This window comes from uncultured Senegalimassilia sp. (genome assembly GCF_934636665.1).
GTDB lineage: Bacteria > Actinomycetota > Coriobacteriia > Coriobacteriales > Eggerthellaceae > Senegalimassilia.
In genome coordinates, this window is record NZ_CAKUAT010000004.1 from 79,338 (window position 1) to 97,246 (window position 17,909).

15 protein-coding genes are annotated in these 17,909 nt (G+C 63.8%); 5 read left to right on the top strand and 10 right to left on the bottom strand.

Annotated features, from left to right (window positions below; translation table 11 throughout):
• Window positions 1-325: 325 nt before the first annotated feature.
• Together Q0G75_RS02415 and Q0G75_RS02420 are read left to right on the top strand one after the other, a co-directional pair.
• Window positions 326-1,522: an MFS transporter gene (locus Q0G75_RS02415; RefSeq protein WP_294414719.1), complete on the top strand. Its 1,197-nt coding sequence runs from the start codon at window positions 326-328 to the stop codon at window positions 1,520-1,522.
• A 93-nt stretch (window positions 1,523-1,615) separates the two neighbouring features.
• Window positions 1,616-2,803, top strand: coding sequence for an MFS transporter (locus tag Q0G75_RS02420; protein ID WP_294414720.1), 1,188 nt, complete (start codon window positions 1,616-1,618; stop codon window positions 2,801-2,803).
• Window positions 2,804-2,907: 104 nt separating this feature from the next.
• Here the strand turns inward: Q0G75_RS02420 and Q0G75_RS02425 are convergent, their stop codons facing one another.
• The 6 genes from Q0G75_RS02425 to Q0G75_RS02450 form a co-directional block, all read right to left on the bottom strand.
• Window positions 2,908-4,200: a dihydroorotase gene (locus Q0G75_RS02425; RefSeq protein WP_294414721.1), complete on the bottom strand. Its 1,293-nt coding sequence runs from the start codon at window positions 4,198-4,200 to the stop codon at window positions 2,908-2,910.
• Window positions 4,184-5,128, bottom strand: coding sequence for an aspartate carbamoyltransferase catalytic subunit (locus tag Q0G75_RS02430; RefSeq protein ID WP_294414722.1), 945 nt, complete (start codon window positions 5,126-5,128; stop codon window positions 4,184-4,186). Before Q0G75_RS02430 ends, Q0G75_RS02425 begins: the two co-directional genes overlap by 17 nt.
• Window positions 5,129-5,131: 3 nt before the next feature.
• Entirely contained in the window at window positions 5,132-5,719 is a 588-nt protein-coding gene (gene pyrR, locus Q0G75_RS02435; RefSeq protein ID WP_042434078.1) for a bifunctional pyr operon transcriptional regulator/uracil phosphoribosyltransferase PyrR, read from the bottom strand.
• A gap of 358 nt (window positions 5,720-6,077) precedes the next feature.
• The gene (locus tag Q0G75_RS02440; RefSeq protein ID WP_294414723.1) at window positions 6,078-7,358 is read right to left on the bottom strand and encodes a glycosyltransferase family 4 protein; all 1,281 of its coding nucleotides are present in this window, start codon (window positions 7,356-7,358) and stop codon (window positions 6,078-6,080) included.
• Between the two features lie 54 nt (window positions 7,359-7,412).
• The gene (locus tag Q0G75_RS02445; RefSeq protein WP_294414724.1) at window positions 7,413-8,546 is read right to left on the bottom strand and encodes an aminotransferase class V-fold PLP-dependent enzyme; all 1,134 of its coding nucleotides are present in this window, start codon (window positions 8,544-8,546) and stop codon (window positions 7,413-7,415) included.
• 178 nt (window positions 8,547-8,724) lie between these two features.
• The gene (locus tag Q0G75_RS02450) at window positions 8,725-9,492 is read right to left on the bottom strand and encodes an acyl-CoA dehydratase activase (RefSeq protein ID WP_294414725.1); all 768 of its coding nucleotides are present in this window, start codon (window positions 9,490-9,492) and stop codon (window positions 8,725-8,727) included.
• A gap of 176 nt (window positions 9,493-9,668) precedes the next feature.
• Here Q0G75_RS02450 and selD point away from each other — a divergent pair, with 176 nt between their 5' ends.
• Window positions 9,669-10,730 (top strand): selenide, water dikinase SelD, encoded by a 1,062-nt coding sequence (selD, locus tag Q0G75_RS02455; protein WP_294414772.1) that lies wholly within the window; start codon window positions 9,669-9,671, stop codon window positions 10,728-10,730.
• Between the two features lie 110 nt (window positions 10,731-10,840).
• Here the strand turns inward: selD and Q0G75_RS02460 are convergent, their stop codons facing one another.
• The 4 genes from Q0G75_RS02460 to Q0G75_RS02475 form a co-directional block, all read right to left on the bottom strand.
• Window positions 10,841-11,083: a DUF3343 domain-containing protein gene (locus tag Q0G75_RS02460; RefSeq protein WP_294414726.1), complete on the bottom strand. Its 243-nt coding sequence runs from the start codon at window positions 11,081-11,083 to the stop codon at window positions 10,841-10,843.
• Window positions 11,084-11,101: 18 nt separating this feature from the next.
• Complete coding sequence (gene yedF, locus Q0G75_RS02465) at window positions 11,102-11,701, bottom strand: sulfurtransferase-like selenium metabolism protein YedF (protein ID WP_294414727.1); 600 nt, start codon at window positions 11,699-11,701, stop codon at window positions 11,102-11,104.
• 51 nt (window positions 11,702-11,752) lie between these two features.
• Window positions 11,753-12,931, bottom strand: coding sequence for a double-cubane-cluster-containing anaerobic reductase (locus tag Q0G75_RS02470; RefSeq protein ID WP_294414728.1), 1,179 nt, complete (start codon window positions 12,929-12,931; stop codon window positions 11,753-11,755).
• A 235-nt stretch (window positions 12,932-13,166) separates the two neighbouring features.
• Window positions 13,167-14,009: a formate/nitrite transporter family protein gene (locus Q0G75_RS02475; protein ID WP_294414729.1), complete on the bottom strand. Its 843-nt coding sequence runs from the start codon at window positions 14,007-14,009 to the stop codon at window positions 13,167-13,169.
• A 252-nt stretch (window positions 14,010-14,261) separates the two neighbouring features.
• Here Q0G75_RS02475 and selA point away from each other — a divergent pair, with 252 nt between their 5' ends.
• Together selA and selB are read left to right on the top strand one after the other, a co-directional pair.
• Window positions 14,262-15,725, top strand: a complete 1,464-nt coding sequence (gene selA / locus Q0G75_RS02480; protein WP_294414730.1) for an L-seryl-tRNA(Sec) selenium transferase — start codon at window positions 14,262-14,264, stop codon at window positions 15,723-15,725.
• Window positions 15,726-15,731: 6 nt separating this feature from the next.
• Window positions 15,732-17,666, top strand: coding sequence for a selenocysteine-specific translation elongation factor (gene selB / locus Q0G75_RS02485; protein WP_294414731.1), 1,935 nt, complete (start codon window positions 15,732-15,734; stop codon window positions 17,664-17,666).
• Window positions 17,667-17,909: the final 243 nt, after the last annotated feature.

Genomic DNA, 17,909 nt, shown 5'->3' on the forward strand with positions numbered 1-17,909 from the left:
AGACCGAAACCTCGAAGTCGAGGGCCGAACACCATGCGATGAAAGCCGACCGTCGCCTGCCAAATTCCTTTTCGGTCTCTCCGTACCGCCCTTAAAGGACTTGAAGAAGTATACATCTCAATAGATGGTTCGCTACTGTTTATGCAGTTTTATTACCTGTTGTTAACGTAATATGCATTGGAATTGCTTAACATTTTTGTGCAGGCGCACATAAACCCCTGGTGGGACGCAGATTTCGTGCAGCATTTTCATTGAGGGGAACCTCCCATACGTAGTAGGATGTCCGATATACGCGGAAATATTCCGGAATCGGGAAGGGGAACCGATGGGAATCGACGAACAGGCGACAAGCCAACCTCCAGGCGCGATGCGAGGCGCCATCGTGGGAACGGTGGCTTTGGTAACGGTGTTTGCGGCCGCCTCCGCGCCCATCCCGCTCTACGCCACGTGGCAGCAACAGCTGGGGCTATCCGCCTCCGACGTGTCCATGACCATCGTCATGTACCTGTTCGGCGTGCTTTCCGTCCTGTTCTTCGCCGGATCGCTATCCGATGCATCCGGGCGCAGGCCCACGGTGGGCGCCGCGCTTGCCTGCGGCGTTGCCGGCTGCCTGTTGTTCATCGGCCTGTCAAGCGGCCCCATGCTGCAGTTCGCTCGTTTCGTGCAGGGTGTTTCCTGCGCGCTCTCCATGAGCGCCACCTCCGCATTCGTGATTGACTGCGCCTCGGAGCGCCACCGCACGTTCGGCATGACCATCGCAAGCACGGGATACTTGATCGGGCTCACCGTCGGCTCCCTGGGCGTCGGATTTTTCGCCACCGTTTCCACCGCCTATTGGCAGGTGTTCGCCGCCATGGCCGCGATCATGCTTGTCACGATGCTCGCGCTGCCCTTCACGCCCGAAACGGTGCACAACCGTATCACCTGGAAAAAAGCCGTGAAGCCGATGGTGCACGTGCCGCCCCATCTTCGAACGCTGCTCCCCATCGTGGCCGGCGGCTATATCTCCACCTGGTCGGTCGGCTTCTTCTTCCAGTCGCTTTCCACGCCGGCATCGGTGGACTACTTCGGGGCAACCGACCCGCTCATCCCCTCCCTGGTGCTGGCGTTGGCCATGGCGCCAAGCGCGTTGGGAGGGCCTGTTTCGGCGCGCATGGGCACGCGACCTTCTATGGTCGTCGGCTACATCATCATGTTCGGCACGATCATCGCGCTAGGGGTGTGCATGGTTTTGGGGCTTTTAGTCCCCTATCTGGTGCTCGAGGTGGTGTTCGCGATTACTACGGGCATGATCTTATCCTCGAGCCTGCATATGCTCATCAGCGCATCCACCCCGCAGGAAAACGCCAGCGTGGTGACGCTTGCCAACCTGACCGGCTATGTGGGGTCGACCGTGGTCTCAACCATTCAAACAGGGCTCACCGCCACATTCGATTTGGCAACGGTGTACGCCTTCATCGCGCTCCTGGCCGCCATCTCCATCGTGCCGGGATGCATATCGATGGCCAAGCATCAACGATAACAGTTAGCGAAAGACCCTTCGCTTCCGGATAGGGAAATGCGTTTCGACGCTCCCCCATGCCATGCGACGGGCTAGCAATGACGAGGAGGGGACATGACCGACAACTGCGAAGCATCGAACGCGAAAGACTTGCGAAGCGCCATCATCGCGGCGTGCGCCATGCTGCTGACCTTCGCCGCGGTGGCGGTGCCTGTGCCGCTGTATGCCGAGTACAAGATTGCCCTGGGGCTGACCGACGCCGACATCTCGTTGACCATGGTTTCCTATCTTACCGGCGTGCTGACCACGTTGTTCGTAGGAGGGTCGCTCTCGGATGCGCTCGGTCGCAAGCCGCTTGTGGCCGCTGCCCTGCTATTCGGCTCGCTTGCCTGCGCGCTTTACATCTGGCTGCCTAACGGGGCCGCCTTGCAAATCGCCCGTATGGTGCAAGGCGTATCGTGCGGTCTTACCATGAGCGCAACCTCGGCTTTCATGCTCGACTGCACCTCGCAGCGCTATCGCACGTTCGGCACCACCATCGCCAGCACCGGATGCCTGATCGGCATGATGATCGGATCTTTAGGCATCGGCATATACGCCACGTTCTCGCGCAACTATAATCCCATGTTCGCCGTGCTCATCGTGATGATGATGCTCAACGCCGTCCTGCTTCCGTTTGCGCAGGAAACGGTCACGCAGCGGATCACCATCCGCAAGGCAATCAAGCCGCTCGTGCATATACCGAAAAACCTTCGCCCAGTGTTCCCGCTTGCCGCAGGATGCTATATCGCGGCATGGGGCACCGGCGTGTTCTTCCAATCGCTGTCCACGCCTGCTGCCGTAACGTACTTCCAGTCAACCGACCCGCTTATTCCCGCACTCATGTTCGCGCTGGCCATGGCCCCGAGCGCCCTAGGCGGCCCTATGTCCGCCCGCACCACCACGCGTTTCGCCGTATACGGTGGCACGGCATTGCTGTGCGTCACTTACGCGATCTTGTGGTTCACGTTGACGAAGGGCGTGACGGTGCCGTTCCTGATCGCCGATGGCGTGTTCAGCGTTTCCACCGGCATCCTGCTGTCGGCTAGCATGCACATGCTCATCAGCTACAGCGACCCCGCCGACAGCGCGAGCGTGGTGTCGCTCATCAACTTCACCGGCTATGTAGGGTCCACCGTGGTAAGCATCGCCATGAGCGCCATCGCCAACACCTTGCCTTTGAGCACCGTGCTGATGGTCGGTTTCGCCATTTCCATGGTGTTCATGATCCCCGGTTTCGCAACGAGGGCGCTGCACAAGTAGCGCGAATCACCTGCAACAGCACAATTGACCTATGCGAACGCAAAAAGGGACGTCCCGGATTCCATCCGGGACGTCCCTTCGTTTGTGCGCTGGTAAGTTTCGCGCTATTCGACGATCTTGCCGTCTTCCATAGTGGCATAGCCGCCGACGTACACGTCGGTTGCACGGCCGGTGAGCTCGGCCCCGATGAAGCCGGAGTTCTTCGCCTTGCTGCAGAAGTCCGCAGCGTCGACGGTCCAGGCGGCCTCGGGGTCGATGACCGTCAGGTCGGCGGTGCAGCCGGCCTCGAGGGCCACACGCTCCACGCCCAGGATAGCGCGCTGGTTGGCGCCCATGAGCTCGGTCATGCGCTCCCAAGAGATCTTGCCGGTGGCCACCAGGTTGGTGATGACCAAGCCCAGGCTGGTTTCCAGGCCGATCATGCCGAACGGCGCCAGCTCGAACTCGCGGTCCTTCTCCCATGCGGTGTGCGGGGCATGGTCGGTGACGATGGCGTCGACGGTGCCGTCGACCACGCCGGCGATAAGGGCTTCAGCGTCGGAAGCCGTGCGCAGCGGCGGGTTGACCTTGAGCGCCGTGGAGTAATCGTCGCCGATGTTGTCCTCGGTAAGGAACAGGTGATGCGGGGTGACCTCACAGGTGACCGGCAGGCCCTCGGCCTTAGCGGCACGGACCATGTCAAGGCCGCGAGCGGTGGAGATGTGCTGGATATGCAGCTTGCAGCCGGTCAGGCGGCACAGCGCGATATCGCGAGCGATCTGCAGCTCCTCGCCTTCAGCCGGCCAGCCCAGAAGACCCAGGCGCGTGGAGGCGACACCCTCGTTGACCTGACCGTCGCCAACCAGGTCCTCGTCCTGGCAGTGGCTCATGACCACGCGGCCGAACTGGCTGGCGTAATCCATGACGCGGCGCATCATGCCGGCCGCCTGGATGCCGCGGCCGTCATCGGTGAACGCGACGGCGCCGTGTGCGGCCATGTCGCCCATCTCGGAGAGCGTCTCGCCCTTCAGGCCCTGCGAGCAGGAGCCCGACACGTGCACGCGGCACTTGCCGGCCTGAGCGGCGATGGATTTCACATACTCGACGGCGACGGCGTTGTCGACGACCGGGTTGGTGTTGGGCATGGCGCAAACCGCCGTGAAGCCGCCATGGGCTGCGGCGCGGGTGCCGCTGGCGATGTCTTCCTTCTGCTCGAAACCCGGCTCGCGCAGATGCACATGCATGTCCACCAGGCCCGGGACGACGATCTTGCCAGCCAGGTCGCGCTCGACGCCCTTCTCCAGGGTGAGACCCTGACCGACCTCGACGATCTTGCCGTCGCGGATGAGGATGTCGGCGGTTTCGTTCAGACCGACCTGCGGGTCGATCACGTGCGCGTTCTTAAGCAGTAATGCCATCTTCGCTCCCTCCAAGCAGCAGGTACAGGGCGGCCATGCGGGTCAGGATGCCGGCATAGACCTGGTCAAGGATGACCGAACGCTCCGGGTGGTCGGCCATAAAGGAATCCAGCTCGACGCCACGGTTGATGGGGCCGGGATGGCAGACGATGCAGTCGGGGCGCATGAGCTTGTTGCGCTTCTCGGTGAGGCCGTAGAGCATGTTGTACTCGCGCAGGCTGGGGTACGGCGCGCCCTCGAGGCGCTCGCGCTGGATGCGCAGCATGTACACGACGTCGAGCTCGGGGAGCACCTCGTCGATGTTGTGCGAGATGTGGTCGACGCCAAGCACCTCGGGACGTGCGGGCAGCAGCGTGGGCGGGGCGATGGCGGTGACCTCGCAGCCCATGATCTTCAGAGCCGGGATGAGGCTGCCGCACACGCGGGAGTGCCCGATGTCGCCGACGACGCCGACCTTCAGGCCATCGAGACGACCCTTGGTCTGCCAGATGGTGTACAGGTCGAGCAGCGCCTGCGTGGGATGCTGATGCTTGCCGTCGCCTGCGTCGATGACGTGGACGCCGGACACATCGGCGATCTTGCGCGGCACGCCGGCGTGCTTGTCACGCACGACGATCATGTCGATCTTGTAGGAGCACAGCGTTTCCACCGTGTCCACCAGGCTCTCGCCCTTGACCGAGGAGGTGGAGCTGCCGCCGAAGTTCAGGCTTGCGGCGGACAGGCGTTTCTCGGCCATCTCGAAGCTCGAGCGCGTGCGGGTGGACGGCTCGTTGAACATGTTGACCACGGTGAAGCCCTTGAGCGTGGGCACCTGCTTGATGCGGCGCTCGTTGACCTCTTTGAACTTCACGGCCGTTTCCAGGATGGCCATGATGTCATCGGAGGAATACTCCGTGATGTCGATAAGATGCTTATGGTTGAAAGCCATTCCCTATTCACCTCCCAGCGGTGCGGCGCCGATGTGCGCGCCGTCGGACATTTCCAGAATCTCGACCTCGGACTTGCCGTCCACTTCCTCTAGGAACAGGCGCACGTTCTCCTGTGCGGCGGAAGGCACGTTCTTGCCGACGTAATCTGCGCGGATGGGGAGCTCGCGATGCCCGCGGTCCACCAGCACGGCCAGCTCCACGCGGGCCGGGCGGCCGATGTCCATGAGCGCGTCAAGCGCGGCGCGGATGGTACGGCCGGTGAAGAGCACGTCGTCTACGAGCACGACGTCCTTGCCGTCCATATCGAAATCGATTTCGGTGGAATGCACTTCGGGGGCGAAGTGAGTGGCGAAGTCGTCACGGTAGAAGCTGATGTCGAGCTTGCCGAGCGGCACCTTCGTGCCCTCGATCTGCTCGATCTTCTCAGCCAGGCGCTTGGCGAGCAAATCGCCGCGCGTGACGATGCCGACGAGCGCGAGGTTGTCCGCGCCCTTGTTGGTCTCGAGGATCTGATGCGCGATGCGCACCAGAGAGCGCTCGATCTCGTCTGCATCCATGCAGACGTTCTTGACCGTCCCTGCGTCAGTCATACACACCCTTTCTCTAGTCGAGTGCGTACAGACAGACACGTCTTTCGGGAAAGCCGCCGAGTTTTTCGGCCCGCCCGAACCTTGACGCCATGTCGCAAGGCATAAAAAACGCCTTTGCGGCTGACAAAGGCTTCATCTCAGATCCGCTCTTGTGAAAGCGAGCGATTCGGGTGTTACCTTGTCGGTCTCTCTGTACCGCATTTAAAGGAACTGTTGGAAGTTTATGCGGACCGGCCCGGTTTGACAACCCCGAATATCGAAAAAACAACCCGAGCGGTTGGTTTTTATGCAACGAGACGCAATCGGCGGGCGCAGATGGGCGAGTCGGCCCCACCCGCCGATGCGATGCGCATCAACGCTAGCCGACCAGCGCCGTCATACGGGCAGCCAGCGAATCCCAAGATACGGCGGTGGCGTCGAGCCCGGTTCCCTCCAAGGGCTGCGCCGCAGCCGCTTGAAGCTGTTCAAGCAGCGCATCGGAAAGTCGCTGCTCGAAGGCCGGCAGATCCTCTGGCACAGGCACGTCTACGCCCTCGATGCGCGGCGGCTCCACAAACGAAACGGGGGCTTCCGGAAGACTTGCATCGAGCCACAGCCGAACGCCGGGCAGGCTCGTGACCACCGCACGGCACCCGCTTGCAAGCGCCTCCACCGTCACAAGCGGCAGCCCCTCGAAAAACGAGGGCAGGACGAACACGTGGCTTCGGTTATAGGAAAGCACCAGGTCGTCTTGCGAAACGCGCCCGCCGAAAACCACCGGGAAACGGCAGCGGCCAGCCAGTTCGACGATGCGATCATATTGCGCCTGGTTGCTGTAGCCGCCGACCAAGCGAAGCTCCACGTCCTGCGGATCGAGCGGCAACAGGTCCATGGCGCGAATAAGGCTTTCCACGCCCTTGGCCCGGCAGATCTTTCCCACGTACAGCACGCCCAAAGGCCGGGAGGCGCGCAGGCCAACACGAGGGGCGAACTCCTGGGAGTTGTAACCGGTCCCCACGACGTGGATGCGATCGGCGGGAAGGTTGAACAGCTCGGCGATTTCGGCCTTCTGCGCCTCGTGCAGCGCCATCACGCCATCGAGCGAGCGGACAGCTGCCGTGATGCGGTCCTTCTCCAAGTCGTGGTTGCGCAGCTGGCGAAGGTCGGTGGAGTGGCACACGCCCCAGATCGGGCAAGGACGCCCCTTCGGGCCAACCGCTCGATCGCCCTGCCCATTCGCAGCCGGTAACCGATTTTCACCGGACAGGTCGTCAAGCACGTCGCAAGCCGTGGAGCATACCAGGTACAGGTGGTGGCAGATGATCGCATCGGGCTTGAAGTCGAGCACCGCCTGGCGGATGCGCTGCCCGAACGCGCTGCGGAAGGCTTGGGCCATCTCCGGGGTCATGTCGCGATATCGCGTGGCCTCGTAGGGCATGACGTCGCTCATGCCGACCACGGGAAACGGCAGCTCGGGCGTGCGGAAACGCACCGGGAAGAACTCGACGCCGGGAGCGAGCTGCGGCGAATCTTCTTTGTCGATGCCGGCGATGATGGCCACCTGGTGCCCGACGGCGGCCATGGAGGCCACCGTTTCGGCCAGGTACACGCCGCTGCCGGTGCTATCGGGCTTTTGGGCGGAGATGCAGAGGATACGCATGAAGGTCCTTTCGGGAACTGGATGGCGTTGGGTTCGGGAACATGACGGGCGACGCTACGAACTTGCGATATCGCGCAACGCGTTCAGGGCATCGTCGCAATCCTGCGGCGAGTTCATGGCCCCGAAGCTGAAGCGCACGACCCCCTGCTGCTGCGTGCCGAGCGCCGTATGCATAAGCGGTGCGCAATGGGCGCCGGGACGGACGCATACGCCCCATCCCTGCGCGAGCCTGTCGGCTATCTCGCCAGAATCGGCATCGCCGATGTTGACGGCCACGATGCCGCAACGCCTCCCCGATCCGCCGCCGAGCACCCGCACGCCACGGATGTCCGCCACGCCGTCCAGGAAACGCGCCACCAGGCCCTCGATGTGCGCCTGCACGTCGGCCACGCCGCGCTCCGCAAGCCAGGCGCACCCCGCTGCAAGGCCCGCCAAGCCGTGCGCGTTGGCCGTGCCGGCCTCGAGCGCCTCGGGCATGAAGCGCGGATGACGCTCGTCGAAGCTGTGCACGCCCGACCCGCCTTCCACAAGCGGCGCGATGTCGATGCCCGGACGCACGCACAACCCGCCAGTGCCCTGCGGCCCGTACAGGCTTTTATGACCGGTGAAGCACACGACGTCAGCGCCGATGCCCGATGCTGAGAACGCCCATGCGCCGGCGGTCTGCGCTGAATCGAGGATGAACAGCGCACCGGCCTTATGGGCGGCGGCGGACATGCGCTCGATGTCGTACACATCGCCGGTGACGTTGGAGGCATGCGTGACCGCGACCAAGCTGGCGCCGACAAGCGCACGCTCATAGGATCCCCAATCAAGCGAGCCATCGGGCAGGATGGCGGCAACGCGCACCTGGCAGCCGCGCTCGTCACGCGCTCGATTGAGCGGACGCAGCACGGAATTGTGCGAAGCGGCCGTGGTCACCGCGATGCCACCCGCAGGAAGCAGCCCCTCGATGGCGATGTTGAGCGCCATGGTAGCGTTCAAGGCGAACGAAACGCTGCCGGCGCCCCAGGCGTCGAGCAGGTCGGAAACCGCCTGACGTGCCCTGAACACCGCCATGCTCGCATCGAGCGCAGCCTGGTGCGAACCGCGCCCGGGGCCACCGAAAGACGTCATGGCCCCGCATACCGCATCGATGACGGCCTGGGGCTTGTGCATGGTGGTGGCCGCATTGTCCAGATAGATCATGGCATATACCCAATCGTTTGAATGTGATATCGGTTACCGGTTTCCACCGGAATCTTGAGAGCATCATGAAGGCAGATCGAGAAAGACGGATGCGCCCCTCGAAACGCACAAGATGGACTGCATGGCACAAGCCGCACAGCCCATCCGCGAGCAGCAACGCCGACAACGGCGCAAAACGCTACGCTGCGCCTTCCAGTTCGGCGGCCATGATAGCCGCGCCCAAAGCCCCCGCGAAGCGTGCGTCCGGGCATGAACCTACCGGGGCGCCCAGCTCGGCCTCCAAGCGCGAGCGGACGTACTCGTTTTCGCACAGGCCGCCCGTCAGGTGATAGCGCGCCGCAGGGACCTGCCCCACCAGCGTGCACACGCGTGCCACCACCGAATCGATGACGCCGCGGGCGATGTTCTCACGGGGCTCGCCCTTCCCTACCAAGGAGATGACCTCGGATTCCGCGAACACGGTGCACATATTGGAGATGACGGTAGGCTGCCCTGCCGCCGCCAAACGAGCAAGCTCGGCTTGGCTTACGCCCAGACGATACGCCATGATCTCCAAGAAGCGCCCGGTCCCCGCGGAGCATTTATCGTTCATGACGAACTTGCGCACCTTGCCGCCGGCCAAGCCGATGGCCTTGGTGTCCTGCCCGCCGATGTCGATGACGGTGCCGTCTTCGCCGAAGAGCACCAACGCGCCGCGAGCGTGGCAGGTGATCTCGGTGACTACCTTGTTCGCATATGGAACGGCGACACGGCCGTATCCCGTGGCGACCACCGGCGTCTCGCCCACCTCGAAGCCCTCGCAAGCAAGCGTGCCGCGCACCTGCTCGGCGACTTCCACGCTGGAAAACCCCGTAGGGATGACCAACTTGAACGCGATAGCGCCCGAGAGGTCCGCCACGACGGCCTTCGTAGCCGTCGATCCGATATCGATGCCGATGCCCGCCATGTACGTTGCTCCTTGCCTTCGGTTTCGCACCCCATGAGACGACGGCATTGCCGCGCATGGACCTTGATGCAAAACTATGCATACCTTTCAGCAACTATACTATACTGGCATTGGTACCAGCCCGACCCCATAAGAAAGGACCGCGCATGAGCACGGACAACCCTGCGAGCGGCGCTCTGTGCGACGGCGACCGCATACGCCTGACCACGCTCACCGACAAAGGCGGTTGAGCGGCGAAATGGGGTCCGGGAGACCTCTCCGAGATACTGCGCGACATCGCGCCGGCCGTGCCCGACCCGAACCTGCTGCTGGGCTTCGACACCGCAGACGACGCCGCGGTTTGGCAGGTGGATAAGGACAACGCCGCCGTGCTGACGCTCGACTTCTTCACGCCGGTGGTGGACGACCCGTACGAGTTCGGAGCCGTGGCCGCGGCAAACGCCCTGTCCGACGTGTTCGCCATGGGTGGAAGGCCCGTCACCGCGCTCAACATCCTGGCCTTCCCCAGCTGCATGGGCACCGAAGTGGCCGGAGACGTGCTGCGCGGCGGCGCGGACAAGGTGCGCGAGGCAGGGGCGTTCGTGGTGGGCGGCCATTCCATCGAGGACGACGAGCCCAAGTACGGCCTCTCCGTGTTCGGCCTCGTGCACCCCGAGCGCATGGTGCGAAACGGCGGGGCGCAGCCAGGAGATGCGCTGTACTACACGAAAACGCTCGGCACGGGCATCATGAACGCCGCCCTGCGGGCGAAGCTGCGCGGCGACGAGGACCTGCGCCCGGTCATCGACGGCATGATGGAGCTCAACCGCGCGGCCGCCGAGGCCATGCTGGAATGCGACGTGCACGCATGCACCGACGTCACCGGCTTCGGCCTGGCAGGGCATTTGCACGAGATGCTCGAAGCGTCGGACTGCGCAGCGCGCCTGGACTGGGACGCTCTGCCGTTGTTCGACGGCGTGTACGAGCTTTCGTGCGATTACTGCCGCCCCGGCAAGACATTCGGCATCATCGATTGGGCAAGCGCGTTCGTGGAACAGGGCGACATCGACGATTTCGAGTTCGACGACCGCATGGGCGTGTTGTGCGACCCGCAAACCTCCGGCGGCCTGCTTGTGGCCATCCCACCCGAGAACGCAAGCCATTTCGAAGCGGAGTGCGAGCGGCGCCAAGGCCGCAAACCCTCCCGCATCGGAGCGTTCGAAGCCGGGCCGGCAGGCAAGATCTTCGTGAACTGGTAAACGCGAAGGCCGGTGCACCGCAAAACGCTGATTGACCCGGCGCCGCACATAGCCTCAACAGGCATGACGCAAAACAGGGGAAGCCTTCACATGACGGCTCCCCCTTTCGTTCAGTACAAATCCACTTCGGTGATGGCCTCGAAGGCAAGCCCCCGCTGCGCAAGCGCCTGCTCAAGCGCTTCACGCTGCTCGGCCGGAACGCTCCAGGCAAGCCCGCACCCGGCCGAGATCTCGGAGGGCACCGGGATAACGCGACCCGGCAGCCCGCCGCCGGCCGCGGCGGCTTGCACGGCCATCGCATCGGCCGTGCTATGGAACGTCACCACCGCATGCGGCGTTTTGCATCGCTGCATCGCACGTACCGCCCGTGGTTAGGGGCGCACGACGACGCCGGCCTCAAGCTGCTTTTGGACGATGACGTACATGTTCGTCACCTCGCCCACCGCAAGCTTGTCGGCGATGCCGAAATGGTTGAGGCAGGTTCCGCAGCTGAAAATCTCCACACTGGCTTCGGCAAGCTTTTTCAGGTCGTCGAGCACGGGGCTGCCCTCGACGGTCAGATGCACGCCGCCATTGTAGGCCAGGATAGCCGCCGGCAGTTCGTCTTGCTGGGTGAGCGCGAACACGAACGCCTTCATAAGCGTGGCGCCAAGCTCATCGTCGCCTGCTCCCATGAACTCGCTCGACAGTACGACCACCTTGCTGCCCGCCGGCACGAGCGGCTGGCATTCCTCGCATACCTCGGCGGCAGCTTGAGCGCCCTTCGTGAAGGTCACGGCGAACTCGGCTTCGCCGCGCTCCTCGGAAGCGGTTTCGATCTTGAGCGACTTGCCAAGATTTTCCAGGTTGTGCATGGCGGTCTTGTTATCCACCACCACCTCAAGGACGCCCTCGCCCATGCCGGCAAGGGCCTTCTTCGCGTTCACCACGGGCAACGGGCACGCCTGTCCCTTGCAATCGAGCTTCTCCATGAGCATCTCCTTTCCGCGGCGTTTTGCGCCGCACTTGCGCAAACCTTTCCGCTACAGCATCTCGATAAACGCGCCCAGGCGGGTTTCCACCTGGCCGGCATCGTTGGTGGAATAATCGGTTTCAAGCTTCATATAAGGCACGCCGGCCTGCTCGCAGGCGCGCTGCACGCGCACCGCCTCGATATTGAAGGTATGGCACGCCTGCAACACCACCTCGACCACGCCGTCCACCTTGTATTTGTCCACCATGTCCATCATATGCTCGATGCGGCCGTCGTTGGGCGACATAACCGAGCAATTGATCTGCAGATAACGATCGGAGATGGCGCGCAGGATGTCGGGCGCATCCTCGTCGACGAACATGCCCTGCGTGCGCTCGCCGGAGCAATCGTCGATGCACACGATCACGCCGCCGGCGCGTTCGGCGGTCATGCCCACCTTCTGGATGACGCCGCCCGTAGGGCAGCCCGTGATCATGATGCGCTTGGCGCTTGCGGGCACCGGACGCTCCCCCGCCTCGTAGGCGCTGCGGCGCTTCTGCGCCAGGTCCTCGAGGGTTTGCGCATAGGAATCCACGTCGAAGCTGAACGTGGCGCGCAGCAAGGTGGCCATAAGCTCCACGCCGCTCATCGCGGGGGGCTCGTTTTGCTGCAGGTTGTACAGATCCATCATGGCGCGGCGGACGCGGTTGCGCTTGCGGACCGCCTCGCGCAGGGCCTCGTCGGTGATCTGGACGTCGAAGCGCTGCTCGAGCTCCTCTTTGAGCAACTTGCATTCCTCGTACCAGATATCGCCGGCGTAGCTGCGGTTGCGCGCCTGGGGCAGCTGCATGACGTGCACCGGCTTGATGTCGGCGAGCAGCTCGTACATCTTCTTCTTGCCATCGCAGGTGGTCTCGCCCAAGATCATGTCGCTAAAATAGGTGAAGGGGCATTTGTCGGTGAGCGCGAAGCCGTATGTGCCCTTGATGAGCGGGCACAGGTTTTTCGGCAGCACCGTCTCGGCATCGGGGATGGTCTCGTTGTTCATGCCGCACAGGCCCACCGCGCCCGCGCCCGCGGCATCCACCAGCTCAAGCGGGCTGTACGAGCACAGGTAACCGCACAGCTTGCCGCCTTCCTGCTTGTAGTCCATAGCGTTGACGAAGCTGGCGCGGCGCGCCTCGTCGAAGGTGTCGTAGATGCCGGGCAGGTCGATGGGCACCGCCGGTTCGTTTGCGGGGTCGAACATGAAAAGCCTCTATTCGTTTCTCGTCTGTGGTGATGCGCGCAAAAGGACATACGCGAAGAACGCAAGCATGCTTGCGCGTGCAGAATAAAGCGCGCCCGATGGCAGAAGACAGCGCGACTTTCGCTCGACTATAGCACCGCCGCCCAACCGCACCGTCGCGCAAAATGAAAACGGCACCTGCAATCCGCAAGTGCCGTTCGCAAAATCGGTGAAGGCGGGAAGTGTAACCGCAACGCTACTTCGCGCTATTCCTGGCGTACACGAACCAGTAGGCTAAACCGACCAGGACGCCGCCGATGATGTTGCCCACCGTCGCGGCGGACAGGTTGTACAGGATAGCCGTCACATCAAGCGCGCCGGCGTTGGCGACCGCAGCGCCGAACCCGGCGGACTTCATGAGCAGGCCCGTGGGCAGGAAGAACATGTTCGCCACGCAGTGCTCGAAGCCGGCTGCCACGAAGAAGCTGATGGGTAGCATGATACCGAGAACCTTGTCCACCACGGTACGCGCCGAAAAGCCGATCCACACCGCCAGGCACACCATGACGTTGCACATGATGCCCTTGGCCATGAGCACGAGCCAGTCGGGGGTGACCTTGCCGACGGCCACCGACACCATGGCGTCGCCCACGGCGCCGCCGTTCATCGAGCCGACGCCGCACCAGTAGATGAGCGCCACCACGATAAGGGAGCCGACCAAGTTGCCCAGCCACACGATGACCCAGTTGCGCACCAGGCCGCCGATCTTGATCTTCTTCGAAGCCAGGCCCGTGACCATGAGCATGTTGCCGGTGAACAGCTCGGCGCCGCAGCACAGCACAAGCACCAGACCCAAGCTGAAGCAGATGCCGCCGACCATGCGCTGAGCGGCGAACGGCACGGCCGAGTCGCCCAGAAACACCAGGAAATACGTTGCGCCGAACGCGATGAACGCGCCGGCGAGCATAGCCAGCACGAAGCACTTCGCGCCCGCCATGCCTGCCTTGCCCACGGCCAGCGTCTCGGCCTTCGCCTCGATCTCGGCGGGGCCGAGCGCATCAGGTCGTAGGGCTTTCACATCCGATTGATCCATTGCCATGGAAACCTCCCCCTGTTCGCGATGTCTCGTCTGTAGGAAAAACACGGTAATTCTTGCATAGCTACGCGCATGAAACGACCTCATTGGCGCGAACGGCGTGAATTGACCCGTCTGCGATAGCATTTGCCGGGCATTTGGCGCACTCGCCGCCTTGCCCCGAGCCGTTACGGGCTTGCCTGCTATATTGAGGTACGGAAAACATGCGGCGCACGCACAAACGGCGCCGCCGCACGCTATAAGGAAAGAGGATCCATGCCCGAACCACGTACCGACCTTTTACGCGCATTGCCCCAGGTCGAAGAGCTTATGCAAGCCGCTCCCATGAAGGCGCTCGAAGCGATCGTCCCCCGCTCGATGCTCGTCGACCGCGCTCGCGCGGCCGTAGATGCGCATCGCCAGCTCATCTTGGCGGGAGAGGCGGACAAGGTCGACATCGAGGCCATCTTGACCGACGCCGTCAACGGAGCGCTGGCAACGCTGCGCCCGAGTCTCAGGCGCGTCATCAACGCAACCGGCGTGGTCATCCACACCAACCTCGGCCGCAGCGTGCTTGCCGAACCCGCCGTGCAAGCGGTGATGGAGGCCGCGCGCGGCTACTCCACGCTCGAATACAGCATCGAGAACATGGCGCGCGGCAGCCGCCACGACCATGTGGAGCACCTGATCTGCGCACTCACTGGCGCCGAGGCCGCCATCGCCGTGAACAACAACGCGGCGGCCGTCATGATGGTGCTCGCCGAGTTCGCGGCCGGCCACGAGGCCATCGTCAGCCGCGGCGAGCTCGTCGAGATCGGCGGGAGTTTCCGCGTACCCGACATCATGGCGCAATCCAACGCGCGCATGGTGGAGGTGGGCGCCACGAACAAGACGCACGCCTTCGACTACGAGCGAGCTATCACGCCCGACACCGCCATGCTGCTCAAGGTGCACCCCTCCAACTACCGCATGATCGGCTTCACCGAAAGCGTCTCGAAGACCAACCTGCGCCGCATCGCCGATGCGGAGAACGCCCGCCGCGCCGCCGCCGGCGAAGCCCGCCCCGAACTGCTCGTCTACGAGGACCAGGGCTCGGGCGCCTTCATGCACCTCGACGTGTTCGGCGAATACGCCGAGCCCACGGTGCGCGAATCGCTTGCCGAAGGGTGCGACCTGGTCAGCTTCTCGGGCGATAAGCTGCTCGGCGGCCCGCAGGCCGGCATCGTGGTGGGCCGAAAGGAATACATCGACCGCCTGAAGAAGCATCCGCTCGCCCGCGCGTTACGCCTGGACAAGATGACGCTCGCCGCCCTTGAGGCTACGCTGCGCCTGTACCTGGACCCCGAGGACGCGCTTCGCCGCATCCCCACGCTGCGCATGCTCACCGAAGATGCTGAAACGGTGCGCGAACGCGCCGAGGCGCTGATGGCGGCCCTGGCCGAGCGCGTGACGCCCGAGCAGGCGCACCTGGAGATCGTCGAGGAGACGGGCCGTGCGGGCGGAGGATCGCTTCCCATGTGCGACATCCCCACGTTCTGCGTGCGCATGCGCTTCGAAACCGGCAACGCGCAGGGCTGCGAGGAGCACCTGCAGCGCAACCGCGACGTACCCGTGATCGGGCGCATCAAGCGCGAATGCGTGCTGTTCGATGCGCGCACCATCACCGAAGAGGATATCCCCGAGATCGCCTGCGCCGTGGCCAGCTACTTCACGGCCGTCGAAGCGGGAAAGGAAGCATAGCGCGCCATGGCAACCGAATCGAAACGAGACCTGGTGCTGGGGACCGCCGGCCACATCGACCACGGCAAATCCACCCTGGTCCAAGCGCTCACCGGCACCGACCCGGACAGGTTGAGTGAAGAGAAACAACGCGGCATCACCATCGAGCTCGGCTTCGCCCAGCTGAAGCTGCCCGACGGAAGCGCTATGGGCGTGGTCGACGTCCCGGGTCACGAGCGCTTCGTACGCCAGATGATCGCGGGCTCCACCGGCATCGACGTGGCGCTTGTGTGCATCGCCGCCGATGACGGCATCATGCCGCAGACCGAGGAGCACCTGGCGGTGCTGCAGCTGCTGGCCGTGCCCACCTGCGTGGTGGCGCTGACGAAATGCGACCTGGTGGACGAGGAATGGGCGCTGTTCATGGAAGACGAGGTGCGAGCGCGCCTGGCATCGACGCCGTATGCCCAGGCAGCCATCGTGCCCGTTTCCGCACGAACCGGGCGGGGACTGGACGAGCTGCGGGAAGCCATACAGCTTGCGGCCGGCGCCACCGCCGGCCGCGCCGAGCAGGAGGCGATGCGCCTGCCCGTGGACCGCAGCTTCACCATCAAGGGCGCCGGCACCGTGGTCACGGGCACGCTCTGGAGCGGTATCGCGCACGTTGGCGACGAGGTGGAGGTGCTACCCTCGGGCCTGCGCACCCGCATCCGCGGCATCCAGGTGCACGGGCAGGCGGTGGAGCAAGCAGCGTCAGGGCACCGCACCGCACTGAACCTGAACGCCGTGACCACCGACGACGTGCGCCCGGGCAGCTTCATCTCCACCCCCGATGCCGTCACCCCCACCGACCACTTCGACGCCGATATCACCTATCTCGGCCTGCCCGACCAGGACAAGCCGCTTGAAACCGGCTGCCGCGTGCACGTTGCCCACGGCACCACGGAATGCATCGGGCGCGTGCTGCTCATGGACGGCGTGAAAAGCATCTCCCGTGGCCAGACGGCCGCCGCACAGATCCGTACTGAATGTGATTTACCGGTTGCATACGGTGACCGGTTCGTCATCCGCTCATACTCCCCCGTCCACGTCATCGGCGGCGGCGTGGTGCTTCGCGCCCACCCGAAGCGCACCACCACGGTCAGCGAAGCGGACCGAACGCTGCTCGACGCGCTGCGCACGGGCGATGGCGCGAAGGCGGTGCAATCCGCGTTCGATGCGGCAGAGTTTCCCGTAACACCCGCCGATATCGCCCATACAACCGGGTTTCCCCTTGCGGAAACCGCAGATGAGCTTGAAACGCTCGCGAAGCGCGGCGGCGCAGAGAAGCTGCCCGGGACCGCGGGCGCGAACGTCCGGTTCGCAACCAAACGCATGCTGCAGAAGCTTTCGGGGGCGATCGAGAACGCGCTGCTTCGCTTCCATAGCGCAAACCCCGCCGCAACAGGCATGTCGAAAGAGGCGCTGCGCCAAGCCTGCATGCCCCGCTGCGCGCCCGACACCTTCGATGCGGTACTTGCACGCGCATGCGCGGAAGGCAAAGCCGTGGCCGATGGCGGCATGATCAGCCACCCGCAAGCCGGCGCCGGCGCTCGCAAGCTGGAGGAAGGCAACGCCGAAAAGCTGGCCGAGCTGCTAGCTGCGGCGGGTTCGAAACCGCCTACGGTTGCCGATCTGCTCAAGCAAGCGGACCTTGCGCCGAAGCAGGGATACAAGGCGCTCGGGCTGCTGGAGAAGCAAGGCCGGGCCGTCAAAGCCAGCGAGGAGTTCTGCTTCGACGCCGCTGCGCTGACCGCGCTCGAGCAGGCTGTACGAGATGCATTGGCAAACGGCCCCGCTTCCGCGGCCGATCTCAAAGATGCCATGGGCCTGAGCCGCAAGCACGCCATCCCTGTGCTCGAGCACTTCGACGATACCGGCGTCACCCGCCGCGTCGGCGATATGCGCGAGCTGGCAAGCTAGGCTGAGAACACCGATCGGTATCGCGATAAACCGATTCAGCAGCCCACCGAAGGGTGCAGACCCCGCCCAAACGGCGTAGTTCGCATGCCTAACACGCCTCCCTTTCGCTAAACATAGAAGGGAGGCGTGTTATTTTAAAGCGAACGGAAACGCGATGCCTTCCCCAACAACCCGCAACCGCCCCGCAAGCTAAAGCCAACGACATAAAAAAAGGAGCCCAAAAGGCTCCTTTTGCGTCTTCTA